This is a genomic window from Zobellia barbeyronii, assembly GCF_018603515.1.
GTDB classification, from domain to species: domain Bacteria; phylum Bacteroidota; class Bacteroidia; order Flavobacteriales; family Flavobacteriaceae; genus Zobellia; species Zobellia barbeyronii.
In genome coordinates this window covers 1,050,521-1,065,509 of sequence record NZ_JACATN010000001.1, presented here as the reverse complement: position 1 = coordinate 1,065,509, position 14,989 = coordinate 1,050,521, and the positions used below count along the sequence as shown (strand labels likewise).

Below are 14,989 nucleotides of genomic sequence, written 5' to 3'. Positions count from 1 at the left end.
TACTAGTTTTTAGGTTTCTGTATTGACACTTGTTGGCCTACGAACTGCTCTGCGACTACTAAATCGTTGTTCAATTCTTTAATCTCTTTTGTGTTGGTCAAAGCCGCCGCTACTATGGTAACAATCAGTAAAGCGAACATGAATAGACATTTTTTCATTGCTAATGTTATTTAGTTTTACCTTTTTGGAATCTGTTATAAAAACCCTGGGGAAACATTAATAACCGTCATACATTCATGAGGCTAAAGTAATGTTGAACATCCCGCAATTATCGTTGTATTGTATAAATGGTCTACTTTCCTGTATAAATGGCAAATACCTTATTTCACAAGGCCTCATACGAGTTTAAAATGCTTATTTCATTACAAATAAACCTAGAGACGTTTCTCCCGAAAGCCTTCATAACCGTTTTTACCACTTTTTATACCAAACACACTATAATTATATCCATCGGTACATGTTTATAATCATAAAACATGCCATACCGTTAAATTTGTTTAATTTACCTTAAAGTATTGTTCTATGATAGAAGCCGTAATCGTTGATGATGAAATCAAAGCCTTGCAAAGCCTTTCTTGGGAATTGACCAATTTTAGCGATGAAATAAAGGTGGAGGCTTCTTTTACAGACCCCTTTGAGGCATTAACTTATTTGGAGAAAAATACACCAGATTGTCTTTTCCTGGATATTGAAATGCCAACGATGGATGGTTTTCAGTTTATTCAAAAATTGACCAACAAAAATTTTCCTGTTGTAATCACGACCGCATATAACCAATATGCCATAAAAGCCTTGAAGAATGAGGCTATAGATTATCTTCTTAAACCTATTGATACGGATGACCTTAGAGAAACCATCGTAAAAATCAGGAAACACAATGCTAAAAACTTTACAGCAGAACGATTAGAAAGATTATTGTTGAATTTCAACTCCAACGCAAAACATAAAAAAATAACCTTCAATACTGACGGTAAATTAGTGTTCCTAGATAGCGATGAGATTTTATATGCTGAGTCCGATGGAAACTATAGCACTATTTTTTTAGCCGATGGACACAAGATTGTACTTACAAAAAAACTAAAAGAGGTAAACGAGTTATTACCAGCCGATTCTTTTTTTAGAATTCACAATTCATATATTATCAACCTAACCAAAATAAAAGAGTTTTTGAAAACCGATGGCTATGTTATTTTGGAATCTAACCATAAGATTCCTGTTTCCAGACAAAAGAAATCAGATTTTTTAGATATGCTCTAAACTAATTAATGAGTCCTAAACTCAAAAATAAAAAGTCCTACATTTTAAAATACCCAATTGCTTTGGGCAAATTGTGTATACTTCTATTTAGCTTTTTATATCTAGCTACGGTTAATGCCCAAACCATACCCACATCTTTTAAAAAAACGGTGGACAGCCTTATAACTGTAGCTCCGACCAACTATTTAGATATTCACCCAGTGATGCGAAAATATAAGACGGATACCCTTCTTATGCGTTATTTCTCTACGGCTTCACTAAACAAAGAATACACTTCAGGTCAAATTTATTCTTATAACGAACTAGGCAGGGCTTACCGAAATAAATCTCAGTACGTACATGCGGTTGAATTGCATAAAAAAGCGTTGCAAATTGCCAACAAAACGAACCATATTGAGTTTAAAGTGGCTAGCTTAAATGATCTAGGTGTTGTTTACCGTAGAATATCTTCCATACGAAAGGCAATGGATTATAACCAACAGGCGATAGAGCTTGCTGAGACCGTTAAAAAGGAGGACCGGTCCAAGAATCTACAAAAAAGTATTAACGTATCTCTAAATTCCATTGGTAACCTATATAGTAGGCTTAATCAATATAATCAGGCTATAGATTATTTTAAACGGTCCTTGGTTTTGGAAACCGAACTAGGCAATACCTTGGGCATGGCAATTAATTATGGAAATATAGGAAAATGCCAGGAATCCTTAGGTGAATTAGACCAGGCATTAGAGAATTACCGCACGTCGTTAGCCTATAATGAGCAAATTAATAACGATACAGGCCGGGTTATTTGCAAAACAAACATAGCAAGCGTATACCTAAAGAAAGGCCGTATAAACGAGGCCGAGAAACTTTTGTTACCAACACTGCCTACTGCTAAAAGAATAGGTGACGGCTTTCTTGTATCTCCTATATATATTAATCTCGGCTGGGGAAAGATGGTAAACGGAGACTATGCAGATGCCAAAAAGAATATTTTAGAAGGACTACGTGTGGCTGAAAAATTTAATATTAGAAACGAGTCCGCTCGGGCAAGTAACTTATTAACAGACCTATACCAGAAAACTGGTGATTACAAAAAAGCACTTGAATACAATATAAAAGCAACAGAACTTGAAAAAGAAATCGTAAGTGAAAATACCGTTCGCTACGTAAACGATATCACCTATAGATATGATTCTGAGAAGAAAAATAGCGAAATTCAAATATTGGCCAAAGAGAAGGAAGCGGTCCAAACAAAACTCCGTAATAGTTACACAACCCTTCTTATTGGCAGTATTGCTCTAGCATTGTTAGCGGGTATTTTTTATATCCTCTACAGACAATATCAACTTAAGAATGAAAAAAAGGTATTGACTTTGGAACAGAGTATGTTGCGTAGCCAAATGAATCCTCATTTTTTATTCAACTCTCTCAATTCCATTAAATTATACATCATAAATAACGAACAAAAGAATGCTGTTCACTATCTAAATAAATTCTCAAAACTGGTACGGAAGATTCTAGAATCCTCATCCATGCGAGAAATTCCCTTGGCCGAAGAATTAGAAACTGTAGACCTCTATATGAATATAGAAAACATCCGTTTTTCGAACGAGATAGATTTTAAAATTCGTGTTGATGAAAATATAGATACTCACACCGTAAAAATTCCATCATTAATTTTACAACCATTCCTTGAAAATGCCATATGGCATGGACTCTCTCCTAAAAAAGGTGAGAAAATTATTGACCTACACATTACAAAAGACAAACAAGATTTTATTCATATCGCCATATCGGATAATGGCGTAGGAAGGGTGATGGCCGATAAAATAAAAAGAAATAAAGTCTTAAAACGAAAGTCCGTTGGTATTGAAATTACCAAAGAGCGACTTGCCAATTTCTCAAAAGATCTTCAAAACTCATTTGAAGTAGAAATTGTGGACCTATACGATGAAAACCAAAAACCTTTGGGAACCAAAGTAATACTACACATCCCTACTGTTTAGTATGCTCTATAGCTACTTGTTCTAATTCTTTATACCAAGCTTCACCAAACTTTCTTATCAGCGCTTCCTTTACAAACTTATATATTGGCACTTTAAGTTCATCTCCCAAAGCACAGGCAGGATCACAGATGCTCCACTTATGGTAATTAACAGCGGTAAGTTCTGTGTACTCCCGTATACGAACAGGATACAGGTGGCATGAAACGGGTTTCTTCCACTTTACGGCACCTTGGTTATAGGCCTCTTCAATACCGCATTTAGCAGTTCCATTATCAGAAAAGATAACATAAGCACACTCACTATTGTTCACCAAGGGGGTTTCCCATTCACCGTCATCTCCCTTAACGAAAGCTCCTTGCTCCTCAATAGCATCAATTCCTTCTTTTCTTAAAAATGGTTTTACTTTACTATAGATATCTACAATAATTTCAGTTTCCTTTTCTTCCAATGGTGCTCCAGCATTCCCATCTATACAGCATTGGCCTTTGCAAGCCGAAATGTTACAGAGAAAATCCTTTTCTATAATTTCTTCTGATACTATGGTATTACCTAATTGAAACATACTGCGGGTTTAGAACCGCAAAGATACTTTTTAAAGCGCATTTTTACGTGCAAATTAATTACATATCTATGCTTCCTATCGGTTTAATTAAATGTAATTTTGCGAAAAATTTTGAGGTATGGACATACAATTCGATTTACGGGAAATTGCGACCGCTACTATGGTACTCTTTGCGGTTATTGATATTTTAGGAAGTATTCCAATAATTATAGGGTTACGGAAAAAAGTAGGGCATATAGAATCTGAAAAGGCTTCTTTTGTTTCATTGGTTATAATGATTGCCTTTCTTTTTGTTGGTCAAAAAATACTGAAACTAATTGGTATAGATGTGTATTCCTTTGCTGTAGCAGGGTCGTTCATTCTCTTCTTTCTTGCTTTGGAAATGATATTAGGCATCACCCTCTACAAAGAAGATGAGCCAGAAAGTGCCTCTATAGTTCCTATTGCCTTTCCATTAATTGCGGGTGCAGGTACACTAACGGCGTTGCTTTCTTTAAGAGCTGAATTTCGAGTAGAAAATATTATTGTTGCCATCACCTTAAACACTATTTTTGTATATCTAGTTCTAAAATCCTCAAGAAGGATAGAAAAAGTACTAGGTAAAAACGGACTTAACGTTATAAGAAAGGTTTTTGGGGTTATTCTATTGGCCATTGCAGTAAAACTATTCGCAGCGAACGTTAACGAGTTATTCTAGTATAATCAACAGGCTATACACTCCAATTTTATAAACCTGTAAAAAATATAAAAATGAATAAGACACTAACTATTATCATAGTCATAGCAGCCATTGCACTTATCGCTTATAATGTAACGATGATTGATTTTGAGAATCCTTTTAATGGAGATAGCACTATTGCCTTAATTGGTATTGTGGCTTCACTTTGTGCTATAATGCTCATTTTGATTTTTAGAACAAGTAAAAAAATACAAAAAAAAGTAGAACAACGTAATTAGTTATTGCTCTCTATAACTTCGGCTTCTTTTTGCTCCAAAACAGGGTTATCCAACTTTAGCACCTCCTGTAACATTTTATCTTCGGCGCTTTTAATTTGGGCGTGTACATTAGCTCCAAACAACTGTTCTGACAGTGCGGCTTTTAGGTAAAGCTTAATACTATCCTCATATTCATAGAAATTCATTCTTAAATTTCTTTGAACTGAATAATCTACAAATTTTTCAAAAAGAATATCGTCTACTTTAAAATCTGTAACGAACTCTTTCTTGGTGTATGAATTGTATCGTTTTCTATCGTCATCCAAATGCTCAAAAATAAAGTAAGAAAGCCATCCAAAACTATCCATACTTTCTACAGCTTCTTCCTCATTAGAACCTATTGGAACAAACACATCCGGGATTATTCCGCCCCCACCGTAAACTACCTTGCCTTTAGGTGTTGTGAACTTCAAGGAATCGGCCACTTTTATGCTATCTACAGTAACTAATTCACCACTATGGTATCTATCTGTGAATGTCTTGTAGTAATCTTCATTTCCGTTTTCATATGACTTCTGAATACTTCTACCTGTAGGGGTATAATATCTAGAAACCGTAAGACGTATTGCAGAGCCATCTCCTAACTCCATCTCTCGCTGCACTAAACCTTTACCAAATGAACGACGACCAACTATAGTACCAATATCATTGTCTTGTAAAGCCCCTGCTATTATTTCACTTGCAGATGCAGACCTTTCATTGATTAATACATAAATAGGTTTATCCTCAAACTTCCCTTTTGAGGTAGCATATATCTTATTGATGTTTCCTTTTTTATTCTTCGTAAACAGAATAAGTTTTCCATCTTTTAGAAACTCGTCTGCCATTTGCTCCGCAACACCCAAGTAACCTCCAGGGTTATCTCTTAAGTCTAAGGTTAACTTAGTAGCTCCTTGTTTAATTAATTCTGATAGTGCGGATTTAAACTCCCTATACGTAGACTCTGCAAACCGATTCACCTTAATATAGGCCATATCATCCGTTAGCATATAGTATGCCTCTACGCTTTTTATAGGCACAATATCTCTTTTTACGCTGACCGTGAATGTTTTATTTTCTGATTTCCTAAAGACTTTCAACTTTACAGAACTGCCTTTTTCTCCTTTCAACTTACCTACAATGTCTTCGCTGGCCAAGTCTTTACCATATAGTGTGTCATTATTGGCCATTAAAATGCGATCTCCCGCTTTTATTCCTTTTAAATAGCTAGGACCTTTAGGTACCGTTCTAATTACTGAAATTGTGTCTTTATACGGGTAAAAGTTAATGCCGATACCTACAAAATCGCCTTTCATATTCTCAGAAACCCGGTCCATTTCGTTTTTAGGAATATAAACGGAATGTGGGTCTAATTTCTCAAGAATCTGATTAACGGTTACGTCTACAATACTATCCGTATCAATATCATCTACATACTCATAATCTATATAATCTATGAGTCTATTGAGTTTGTCTTTTTTAGAATTGGTAGTAAAGAGTTTTTCCGGGGAATCTGCAAAATGCAATTTCCCTCCAACAAAAATACCTAGCGCAAGTGCTGCAGCTATTACGGTAGGCCATATGTAGTTTTGTTGTTTCTTCATAATTATTTTGACTCGTCTACCGCAGATTCAATTTCCGGTAAATGCACTAATTCTATATCGGCACGTTCTAAAAACTGTAATCCAGAATCGTCCTTGTAAGCTCTTTTATATACTACTCGTTTTATACCTGACTGGTGTATTAATTTACTACATTCTCTACATGGAGAAAGTGTAATATAAAGCGTTGCTCCCTCACATGACTGGGTTGAAGAGGCTACTTTACTTATTGCATTTGCTTCCGCATGCAAAACATACCATTTGGTATATCCCTCATCGTCTTCACAAATGTTTTCAAAACCTGTTGGTGTACCATTGTACCCATCAGATATAATCATCCTATCTTTTACGATTATTGCGCCAACCTGTTTACGTTGGCAATACGATAGTTTACCCCACTCCTGGGCCATGCGTAAATATGCCTTATCGTATTTTTCTTGTTTTGACTTTTTCATGTAATGCGAAGATACAACAATAGACATATGTGCTAATTATCTTACCTGCAATACAACTAAGATACCTGCTTTCAAAAAGCCCAACAATATTTAGGGGTTAATTTTAAGTGAAAATAAATTAGTTACTAAAGCGGAAACGTATGAACGAGCATTGGTATTGTTAGAAGTATAATTAAAATTGAGGTAATTACGACGAACAGCACTTTCTTTACTTTCGTAGCAGCAATTACAGCCCAACTCACCGATAAAACGGACAAAACTATGGTAACTTGTGAAATTTCAATACCTGTAGCAAAGCCCAGAAGAGGTGTTAATTTATTATCCTCTTCTGCCATTAGCATTCTAAAGTAATTACTAAAACCAAACCCGTGAATGAGACCAAAAACCAACGTAGCCAGCACATGACCCTGCATATTTTGAGTAGTTGCCGTTTTACGCATGTATAAGAGATTAAAGCTAGCCGTCATCATTATAGTCACGGGAATCAAAAATTCAATAAGGCTAACATCTACCGTTACTGCACCATAGGCACTCAAGGCGAGTGATAAGCAGTGGGCAATAGTAAATACCGTTGCCAACACAACTACTTTTTTCCAAGTCTTAAAAGAAAAGGGAATGGCCAATGCCGTTAAAAATAGAATATGGTCATATGCACTGAAATCTAGCACATGCTCCAAACCCATCTGTATATAGAAAAAGAATTCTTGCATTTTGAATAGCTTTTTAAAGCGATGAAAGAACTAAAAATACCCTTGTCCGCATGTTTAACTACAGGCCTCTTTCGGACTGAATTTCTTCATAGGCTTTTTGTACTTCCTTAAATTTTTCTTCGGCACCTTTCTTAATAGCTTCGTTTTCAGTATTCACGCGGTCTGGATGGTATTTCTTGGCCATCGTACGATACGCCTTCTTCACTTCGTCATTACTTGCCGACTTTTCAATATCTAGAATTTTATATGCATTGTTGACCGATTTGATGAACATGGCCTTAATACTCTCAAAATCTCTAAGGTTAACTCGTAAATAACCTGCAATTTCACGAATCTTATTAATTTCCGGATTACTTACAGAACCATCTGCTTGTGCAATACCGAATAAAAAGTGAAGCAACTGCAAACGAACTTCATACCTAGTACGCTGATTCAGAAACGTACAGATACGCTGGGCAGAAATCTCATGCTTCTTATTGATTTCATTAAAAGTTCTGAAAATGGCATTAGCCTTGTCCTTACCATAAGTGCTAACAAAATATTGCCGCACATAGTCCATTTCACGCTGGCTTACCGTGCCATCTGCCTTAATTACTATAGAGCATAAAGACAGTAAATTCAGCTCAAAATCTGCCGGCGTTACTTTCTGACGCGTCATATCACCAAAAACAGACTGCGCTCCTCCACCACCACTAATCTTAAGACCATCAATAAAGCTACCTATCAAGTATCCCAAAATTGCTCCTGGAAACCTAAAAAAATAATACCCTGCGATGGCCGCGAACCATTTAATCATGCCTTTTCTAAATTTGGGCAAAGATATTAAAAGCGCTTAGAACTAAGCTTCTAAAAAAACAGAGAGGCGATTAAAGAATGATCGTTGCCAAATACCGCCATCAACAGCACCTATTTTAGACCTTTTCGCTAACGAAAAGTTAAGTATATCAACTAAACGAGACAAATTAAGTATCTTTGTTAACTATCATAAAATATAAAAATATGTATCCCGCAGAATTGGTAAAACCTATGAGACAAGACTTGGCATCAGCTGGGTTTGAAGAATTACATACATCAGAAGCAGTCGAAAATGCAATCAAAAAAGAAGGTACTACTTTAGTTGTAGTAAATTCTGTTTGTGGTTGTGCAGCGGCAAACGCTAGACCTGCGGCAAAATTAAGTTTACACAACGCAAAGAAACCTGACCATATCGTTACGGTTTTTGCAGGTGTTGATATTGAAGCCGTAAATACAGCTAGAAACCTTATGATTCCTTTTCCTCCATCATCGCCAAGTATGGCTCTTTTTAAAGATGGCGAATTGGTTCATATGATTGAGCGTCACCACATTGAAGGTAGACCAGCAGAATTGATTGCTGAGAACCTTGTTGGTGCCTACGAGGAGTTCTGCTAGAACTGTTTAAACACTTCTCTTAATAAGAGAGTATAAAAGAATACAAAAAACCGCTTCCCTGTGAAGCGGTTTTTTATTTTTGTACTATGCAAAAGCTATTGGCATACCCACTTACTTTCATTTACATAATTTTCTTTGGATTATGTCTTTTGGTATTTCACCCTATTCAATGGGTCTGTTTTAATATTTTTGGGTATAATGCCCATAGGATGAGCGTAGCCTTCCTTAATCTATCTCTTATGCGGTGTACGCATATATTGGGTACCACTTATGACTTTAATAACCCATATGATATTCCAACAGATAGGCCTTTAATCATTGTTCCAAATCACCAGAGTATGCATGACATACCGCCTATTGTATGGTTCATGAGAAAACATCACCCAAAATTTGTCAGCAAAAAGGAACTTGGCAAAGGCATACCTAGTGTTTCGTATAATCTACGTCACGGAGGTTCTGTTCTTATTGATAGGAATGATAGTAGACAAGCTCTCTCCGAAATTGCAAAACTGGGCCGTTATATAGAAGAGCATAAAAGAAGTGCCGTCATATTTCCTGAAGGAACAAGGAGTCGCACTGGTCATCCTAAACCTTTTAAGGCAACTGGGCTTAAACTACTTATGAAAAATTCACCTTCTGCTTTAGTAGTTCCTATAAGTATTAATAATTCATGGAAAATGCTCAAATACGGGAAGTTTCCAAATGGCATTGGCAACCACATTACCTTTCAAGTACACGAGCCCATTGAAGTCAATTCCAATTTTGATGCTGTTTTAGCTGAAACCGAACAAAAAGTTATCTCAGGTATCACCTCTTTCAAATCAAAATAATGACAGACACCGAAATAGTAGAGCAGACCATTGCTTTTGTAAAAGAAACTTTAAAAGGAGCCGAAGGAGGGCACGATTGGTTGCATATAGAACGAGTTTTTAAAAATACGCTCTTAATAGCAAAAGAAGAGAAAGTAGACAAATTGGTCGTTAGCCTTGGCGCCCTATTACATGATATAGCAGATGCAAAATTCAATAATGGTGATGAGACTGTAGGGCCAAAACTCGCACAACAATTTTTGGGCGATTTAAAGGTGAACGAAGAGACTATTAACCACGTCATTAAGATTATTGAAAATATCTCTTTTAAAAATTCACTTGAAAAAACTGAGGAAGAGAAATTTTCATCTTTAGAACTAGAGGTTGTTCAAGATGCAGACCGGCTAGATGCTTTAGGTGCTATTGGCATTGCTAGAGCTTTTAACTACGGTGGATTCAAAAATAGAGAGCTTTATAACCCTGAAATTGCTCCCAATTTAAAAATGAGCAAAGAGGAGTATAAAAAATCCAGCGCTCCTACGCTTAATCACTTTTATGAAAAGCTGCTTCTACTTAAGAATAAAATGAATACCAAAACTGGCACAAAGTTGGCCGAAGAACGTCACCAATATATGGTAGATTTCCTTAAACAATTTTACAAAGAATGGGACCCACTAGTGTCAAACACAGGGTTCACACTTTAACCTGCTAAAAATCACATCTGCGACCTCACTTTTTTTTGTACCTTCAAGTTCAGAACCTTAATCCAATTTTTGAAGATGCAAAGAAGAAAATTTATCAAGAATGCCGCAGCGGCCTCTGCCGTATTTTCCATCGTACCAAGTTTTGTTATGGGCAAGAACCATGTTGCACCTAGTGACACCCTTTATGTGGGCGCTTTTGGTGTTGGTGGTCGTGGATCGGGAGTTATGCAAGGGCTAGACGGAACCGGTAAAGTAAAATTTGTGACACTCTGTGATGTTGACGACAGAAGAGCGGCTGACACTTATAAAAAATATCCGAAGGCAAAAAGATACAAGGATTATAGAAAGGTCTATGATAAGCACCTCAGCGAAATAGATGCGATTATGGTGGCAACACCAGATCATATGCACGCTTCTATTGCACTGCCTTTTATGCGTGAAAAGAAACATGCCTATGTTGAAAAGCCGTTGACGCATAATATCAACGAAGCACGAATGATGACCCAAGTTGCCAAAGAACATGGCATTGTAACTCAAATGGGGAACCAAGGAGCTTCTAGTGACGGTAGCCGTGAAGCAAAAGAATGGATAGATTCTGGAATTATCGGAAAAGTATATAAAGTAGATTGCTGGACCAACCGTCCAGTATGGCCACAAGGTGTTCCTGCACCTACGGAGAAACAACCTATTCCCAAAGGTCTTGATTGGGACCTATGGTTAGGAGTTGCTGCACAACGTGATTACAATGAAGCCTATCTTCCTTTTAAATGGAGAGGTTTCTGGGATTTTGGAACTGGAGCCCTTGGCGACATGGGATGCCACATTATGGAAACCCCTTTTAGCGTACTTAACTTAGGATATCCCACCGAAGCTGAAGCTAGCTGTACTACCAATTGGGTTGGCGATTTTGTGGAAGCTGATTATAGTGAATCATGTCCTGCATCTTCAATCGTAAGGTTAAAATTCAACACGGAACAACATGGTGATATTGCACTAAACTGGTATGATGGCGGACTTATGCCTGATTTACCGGATGAATTGGCAGATGGCGAAACTATTGGTGATGGTGGTGGTGGTTCTGTCTTTTACGGAACCAAAGGTATTTTAGTTACGGACACCTACTCACGAAACGCAAGATTACTACCAAGCCAAAACATGGATATGTTTAAAGCGCCTACGCCTTATTTAGGTAGAATTGATGGTGATGTAGATGGTCACCAGAGAAACTTTGTAGAAGGTTGCTTAAATGGCACTGAGACCTCATCAGACTTCAAAAGATCAGGACCTTTAACGGAAGCTGTATTAATGGGCAACTTGGCCATTAAAGCATTTCAGTACAAAAAACTGAAAGCTGGCAAAAAAATAGGGGACTGGGATCCTTTTGAATACCCTGGAAGAAGAAAAATTCTTTGGGATGGCGCCAATATGAATGTTACCAACTGGGACCTTGCCAACGACTGGGTTAAAGGCAAGTATCGTAAAGGTTGGGAATTGAAATAAAGTAAGCTATTTATTGAAATTGTTTCTTTTAAGTTGAAACAAAAAAAGTCCCGTATTGCTACGGGACTTTTTACTTAGAACGGATTATCAAAACCATTCTCGGTATATATTATTACTAAATATCAATTACTTTTTTGCTGGTAACTCACGAGTTAACCAACCTCTTTTGTTTGCTGTTGCAATAGCATATGGAGTAATCCAGAACAACCCAAAAGTGAATAGGATACTATATGAATATGCCCAAAAAGATTCTTTAAAATTATATCGTTTTGCATAAAACAATACTGGGAATGTTGACAATATCAATATGCTAAAAAGCGTAGAGCTTAAGAACAAAAGTGGGTGGGTCAAAATAAAGAAAAACATAAAGAACAAGAATGGGTAGCTCATTAATATTTTAATGGATTGGCTTATGAACAACAACCTTGGTCCAAATTTTGATCCTTTTCTAAAGTTTGTAAATACATACTTAGACATTTCAATGTTTTCACGAACATTACTTCTACCCCATCTAATGAACATTTTGTAAAGACCAGTATACTGCTCAGGAACATTAGTATAAGCATATGCGTTTCTTTGAAACAAAACATGATATCCTTGTTTCAAAATCATGTTTGTCATAGCGCGATCCTCTCCAATATCTGAAGGCTGCCCCATAAAAGTTTGATTTATCCACTGGTCTAAACAGTTAAAAACAGCAGTTCTACGGTAAGCTGCTAAAGCTCCCGGAGTACATAATACTGAGTTTAAAGAACTTTCAGCAGATCTTACGAATTCAAAACTCATAACAAAACTCACATCCAACATTTTTGGAAGTAATGCCTTTTCGTTATTAAGAACACGAATGTTTCCAGCAACCGCTCCACAGTTTTCGTTTACCACAAATGGGCTAACCAAATTACGTAGCGTATCCTTGTCTACTATAGAATCGCTATCTACAGTTACAAAAATTTCACCTTTACCTTCATTAAATCCTCTATATAGACCATGGCGTTTCCCCATGTTTTTTGGTTGTTGAAAAATCGTTACACGATCACCCAAAACCTTTTTTGCTTCTTTCATCCAATGCCAAGTGTCATCCTTACTACCATCGTCAATAGATAATAACTCTAACTTTTCATGTGGAAAATCACTCTCAGCCAAACTAATTAAAGTATCATATACTTGTTTGCCTTCGTTGTAAGCTGGTACAATAACTGTAACCGTTGGTAATTCTTCATTTGAAACAGACTTGATTGCCTTATATCTGAAATATCTATAAATGATAAAAAGAAAAAATACTGCTTTAAAAACAAAAAGACTGATGGCCAAATACATAAATGCCTGACCGAAGTAAGAAGTAGAACGCTCTAAGTTAAACTCAGTTAAATCACTTCTTAAAATATAAGACATATAAGCTGCACCTATCATTAGGACAAAAGTGCTTCCCATAACAAAAATGCCCCAGGCATTGGCAGTCTCTATAAAAACTTTGAATTTGTGAACTAAGCCTCTTTTAGGAGAAGCTGGTATGTTTAATGTGGTATTTTGTTTCATATAATGGTATTTGATATTGATGTTCTGAACCTGTTATACGTCATCTAATCCCTTTCGGATGTTTACTTGATATTAATTTAACATGCTCAAAAAACCCTAAGATTATGAGGATACCAGCCATTACACCTCCCTGGGCAGTTATTAATAATATCAGTATCTAAAATTTACGGATCTCAGAATTTTTAGAAGGCATTGATGAGATTACACTAAAAATAGATTAACCTCATTTATGTGACAATAATCTATAAAAAGCCCATTATGTGAAAGTTACCTACTGATGGCTTGCCAACTAATGAGGAAAGACAAATACCGTGAAGATTTAGAATTAAAGCAGGAAATGGGTGCAATAAAGAACCTATTAAAGGATAGCTATCAAAAAAATCGTAGTTGCCCATCTTTAAATTGCTCATGCAATTCATGGTTGAGCGGAGGAAAAGACTTGTTCTTAAAATAAGTGTGCCGCGCCAGACGCACCAAATCATGAATTTGTGTAGCAATCTTACCTTCACCTTTACTGCGAACACCAAACCGACTATCGTTTAAAGAGCCTCCATGGCATTCTTCAATTTGATGTAACACTTTGTCCGCTTTGTCCGGTAAGGCTTTATGAATCCAATCAGTAAAAACTTGACCAATTGCGCCATTGAGACGGACAACAGTAAAAGCGAATGATTTTGCACCATTATCAGAAACGGCTTTTGCCAAATTCATAATCTCATGGCTATTGATTCCTGGTATTATGGGAGCCAACATAGCATTTACGGGAATATTATTTTCAGATAATATGCGAATAGTTTCCAATCGCTTTTTAATGGTAGTAGTTCTGGGTTCAAGAATTCGTCTGGTTTCTTCGGATAAGGAGGTTACCGAAACATTAACCCCAATCAATCGGTCTTTGGCTAGTTCCTTTAAGATATCCAAATCGCGGAGTACCAGAGCATTTTTTGTTATGATGCCAACGGGATGTTTGTACTTCAGAAAAATCTTGAGACAATCACGGGTAATTTCAAACTTTTTCTCTGCTGGTTGATAACAGTCCGTATTGCCTGAAAGCACAATGGTTCTCGCTTCCCAGCGTTTACTCTTCAATTTAGTCTCTAGTAATTTGGCAGAATCCTTCTTAATTAAAATCTTTCGCTCAAAATCCAATCCGGCACTATAGCCCCAAAATTCATGGGTATTACGAGCGTAGCAATAAATACAACCATGTTCACAACCTTGATAAGGATTCATGGAATACTGCATACCAACATCTGGGCTGGTCACTTTATTGACTATTGTCTTTGGAAAAATAGGAATGTACTGCGTTTTGTTCCTATCTGCCTTCTCTCCTTCTATGCGGCAAAATTCAAGAAAATCGTCTCGGGTTTCATAGACGTTTTGAAGAAATTTATTGTGAATGTTTTGTTGCGCACCACAGCCCTTTATATATGATTCAGATTTCAATTGAATGGATTTATTCCAAATTTATGGAAATAA

General features: G+C 36.6%; 16 protein-coding genes. 8 read left to right on the top strand and 8 right to left on the bottom strand.

Annotation, left to right across the window (positions count from 1 at the left end):
• Positions 1 to 2: 2 nt before the first annotated feature.
• The gene (locus HW347_RS04325) at positions 3 to 158 is read right to left on the bottom strand and encodes a hypothetical protein (protein ID WP_214610684.1); all 156 of its coding nucleotides are present in this window, start codon (positions 156 to 158) and stop codon (positions 3 to 5) included.
• A gap of 364 nt (positions 159 to 522) precedes the next feature.
• Between HW347_RS04325 and HW347_RS04320 the strand changes: the two genes are divergently transcribed.
• Entirely contained in the window at positions 523 to 1,257 is a 735-nt protein-coding gene (locus HW347_RS04320) for a LytR/AlgR family response regulator transcription factor (protein ID WP_194533004.1), read from the top strand.
• An 8-nt stretch (positions 1,258 to 1,265) separates the two neighbouring features.
• Complete coding sequence (locus HW347_RS04315; RefSeq protein WP_214610683.1) at positions 1,266 to 3,248, top strand: tetratricopeptide repeat-containing sensor histidine kinase; 1,983 nt, start codon at positions 1,266 to 1,268, stop codon at positions 3,246 to 3,248.
• On the opposite strand, the gene HW347_RS04310 is transcribed toward HW347_RS04315, so the two are convergent.
• Complete coding sequence (locus HW347_RS04310; RefSeq protein ID WP_214610682.1) at positions 3,238 to 3,810, bottom strand: DUF3109 family protein; 573 nt, start codon at positions 3,808 to 3,810, stop codon at positions 3,238 to 3,240. The genes HW347_RS04315 and HW347_RS04310 overlap by 11 nt on opposite strands.
• 118 nt (positions 3,811 to 3,928) lie before the next feature.
• Here HW347_RS04310 and HW347_RS04305 point away from each other — a divergent pair, with 118 nt between their 5' ends.
• Positions 3,929 to 4,507, top strand: coding sequence for a MarC family protein (locus tag HW347_RS04305; protein ID WP_225901806.1), 579 nt, complete (start codon positions 3,929 to 3,931; stop codon positions 4,505 to 4,507).
• 53 nt (positions 4,508 to 4,560) lie between these two features.
• Positions 4,561 to 4,767: a hypothetical protein gene (locus HW347_RS04300; RefSeq protein WP_214610681.1), complete on the top strand. Its 207-nt coding sequence runs from the start codon at positions 4,561 to 4,563 to the stop codon at positions 4,765 to 4,767.
• Here HW347_RS04300 and HW347_RS04295 read toward each other — a convergent pair.
• From HW347_RS04295 to HW347_RS04280, 4 genes are all read right to left on the bottom strand, one after another.
• Positions 4,764 to 6,389 carry a S41 family peptidase gene (locus HW347_RS04295; RefSeq protein ID WP_214610680.1) on the bottom strand — a complete coding sequence of 542 codons (1,626 nt, stop codon included), beginning with the start codon at positions 6,387 to 6,389 and terminating at the stop codon, positions 4,764 to 4,766. The genes HW347_RS04300 and HW347_RS04295 overlap by 4 nt on opposite strands.
• 2 nt (positions 6,390 to 6,391) lie before the next feature.
• Positions 6,392 to 6,841 (bottom strand): deoxycytidylate deaminase, encoded by a 450-nt coding sequence (locus HW347_RS04290; protein ID WP_214610679.1) that lies wholly within the window; start codon positions 6,839 to 6,841, stop codon positions 6,392 to 6,394.
• 125 nt (positions 6,842 to 6,966) lie between these two features.
• Positions 6,967 to 7,551, bottom strand: coding sequence for a HupE/UreJ family protein (locus HW347_RS04285; RefSeq protein WP_214610678.1), 585 nt, complete (start codon positions 7,549 to 7,551; stop codon positions 6,967 to 6,969).
• 58 nt (positions 7,552 to 7,609) lie between these two features.
• Positions 7,610 to 8,347, bottom strand: a complete 738-nt coding sequence (locus HW347_RS04280; RefSeq protein ID WP_155595174.1) for a TerB family tellurite resistance protein — start codon at positions 8,345 to 8,347, stop codon at positions 7,610 to 7,612.
• Between the two features lie 203 nt (positions 8,348 to 8,550).
• Between HW347_RS04280 and HW347_RS04275 the strand changes: the two genes are divergently transcribed.
• The 4 genes from HW347_RS04275 (at position 8,551) to HW347_RS04260 (ending at position 11,974) form a co-directional block, all read left to right on the top strand.
• Positions 8,551 to 8,961 (top strand): BrxA/BrxB family bacilliredoxin, encoded by a 411-nt coding sequence (locus HW347_RS04275; protein WP_038237079.1) that lies wholly within the window; start codon positions 8,551 to 8,553, stop codon positions 8,959 to 8,961.
• Positions 8,962 to 9,047: 86 nt separating this feature from the next.
• The gene (locus HW347_RS04270; RefSeq protein WP_214610677.1) at positions 9,048 to 9,791 is read left to right on the top strand and encodes a lysophospholipid acyltransferase family protein; all 744 of its coding nucleotides are present in this window, start codon (positions 9,048 to 9,050) and stop codon (positions 9,789 to 9,791) included.
• Positions 9,791 to 10,474 (top strand): HD domain-containing protein, encoded by a 684-nt coding sequence (locus HW347_RS04265; RefSeq protein WP_214610676.1) that lies wholly within the window; start codon positions 9,791 to 9,793, stop codon positions 10,472 to 10,474. Before HW347_RS04270 ends, HW347_RS04265 begins: the two co-directional genes overlap by 1 nt.
• 75 nt (positions 10,475 to 10,549) lie before the next feature.
• Positions 10,550 to 11,974: a Gfo/Idh/MocA family protein gene (locus HW347_RS04260; RefSeq protein ID WP_214610675.1), complete on the top strand. Its 1,425-nt coding sequence runs from the start codon at positions 10,550 to 10,552 to the stop codon at positions 11,972 to 11,974.
• A 126-nt stretch (positions 11,975 to 12,100) separates the two neighbouring features.
• Here the strand turns inward: HW347_RS04260 and HW347_RS04255 are convergent, their stop codons facing one another.
• Together HW347_RS04255 and HW347_RS04250 are read right to left on the bottom strand one after the other, a co-directional pair.
• Positions 12,101 to 13,510 carry a glycosyltransferase gene (locus HW347_RS04255; protein WP_214610674.1) on the bottom strand — a complete coding sequence of 470 codons (1,410 nt, stop codon included), beginning with the start codon at positions 13,508 to 13,510 and terminating at the stop codon, positions 12,101 to 12,103.
• Positions 13,511 to 13,882: 372 nt separating this feature from the next.
• Positions 13,883 to 14,956, bottom strand: a complete 1,074-nt coding sequence (locus HW347_RS04250) for a PA0069 family radical SAM protein (protein WP_214610673.1) — start codon at positions 14,954 to 14,956, stop codon at positions 13,883 to 13,885.
• Positions 14,957 to 14,989: the final 33 nt, after the last annotated feature.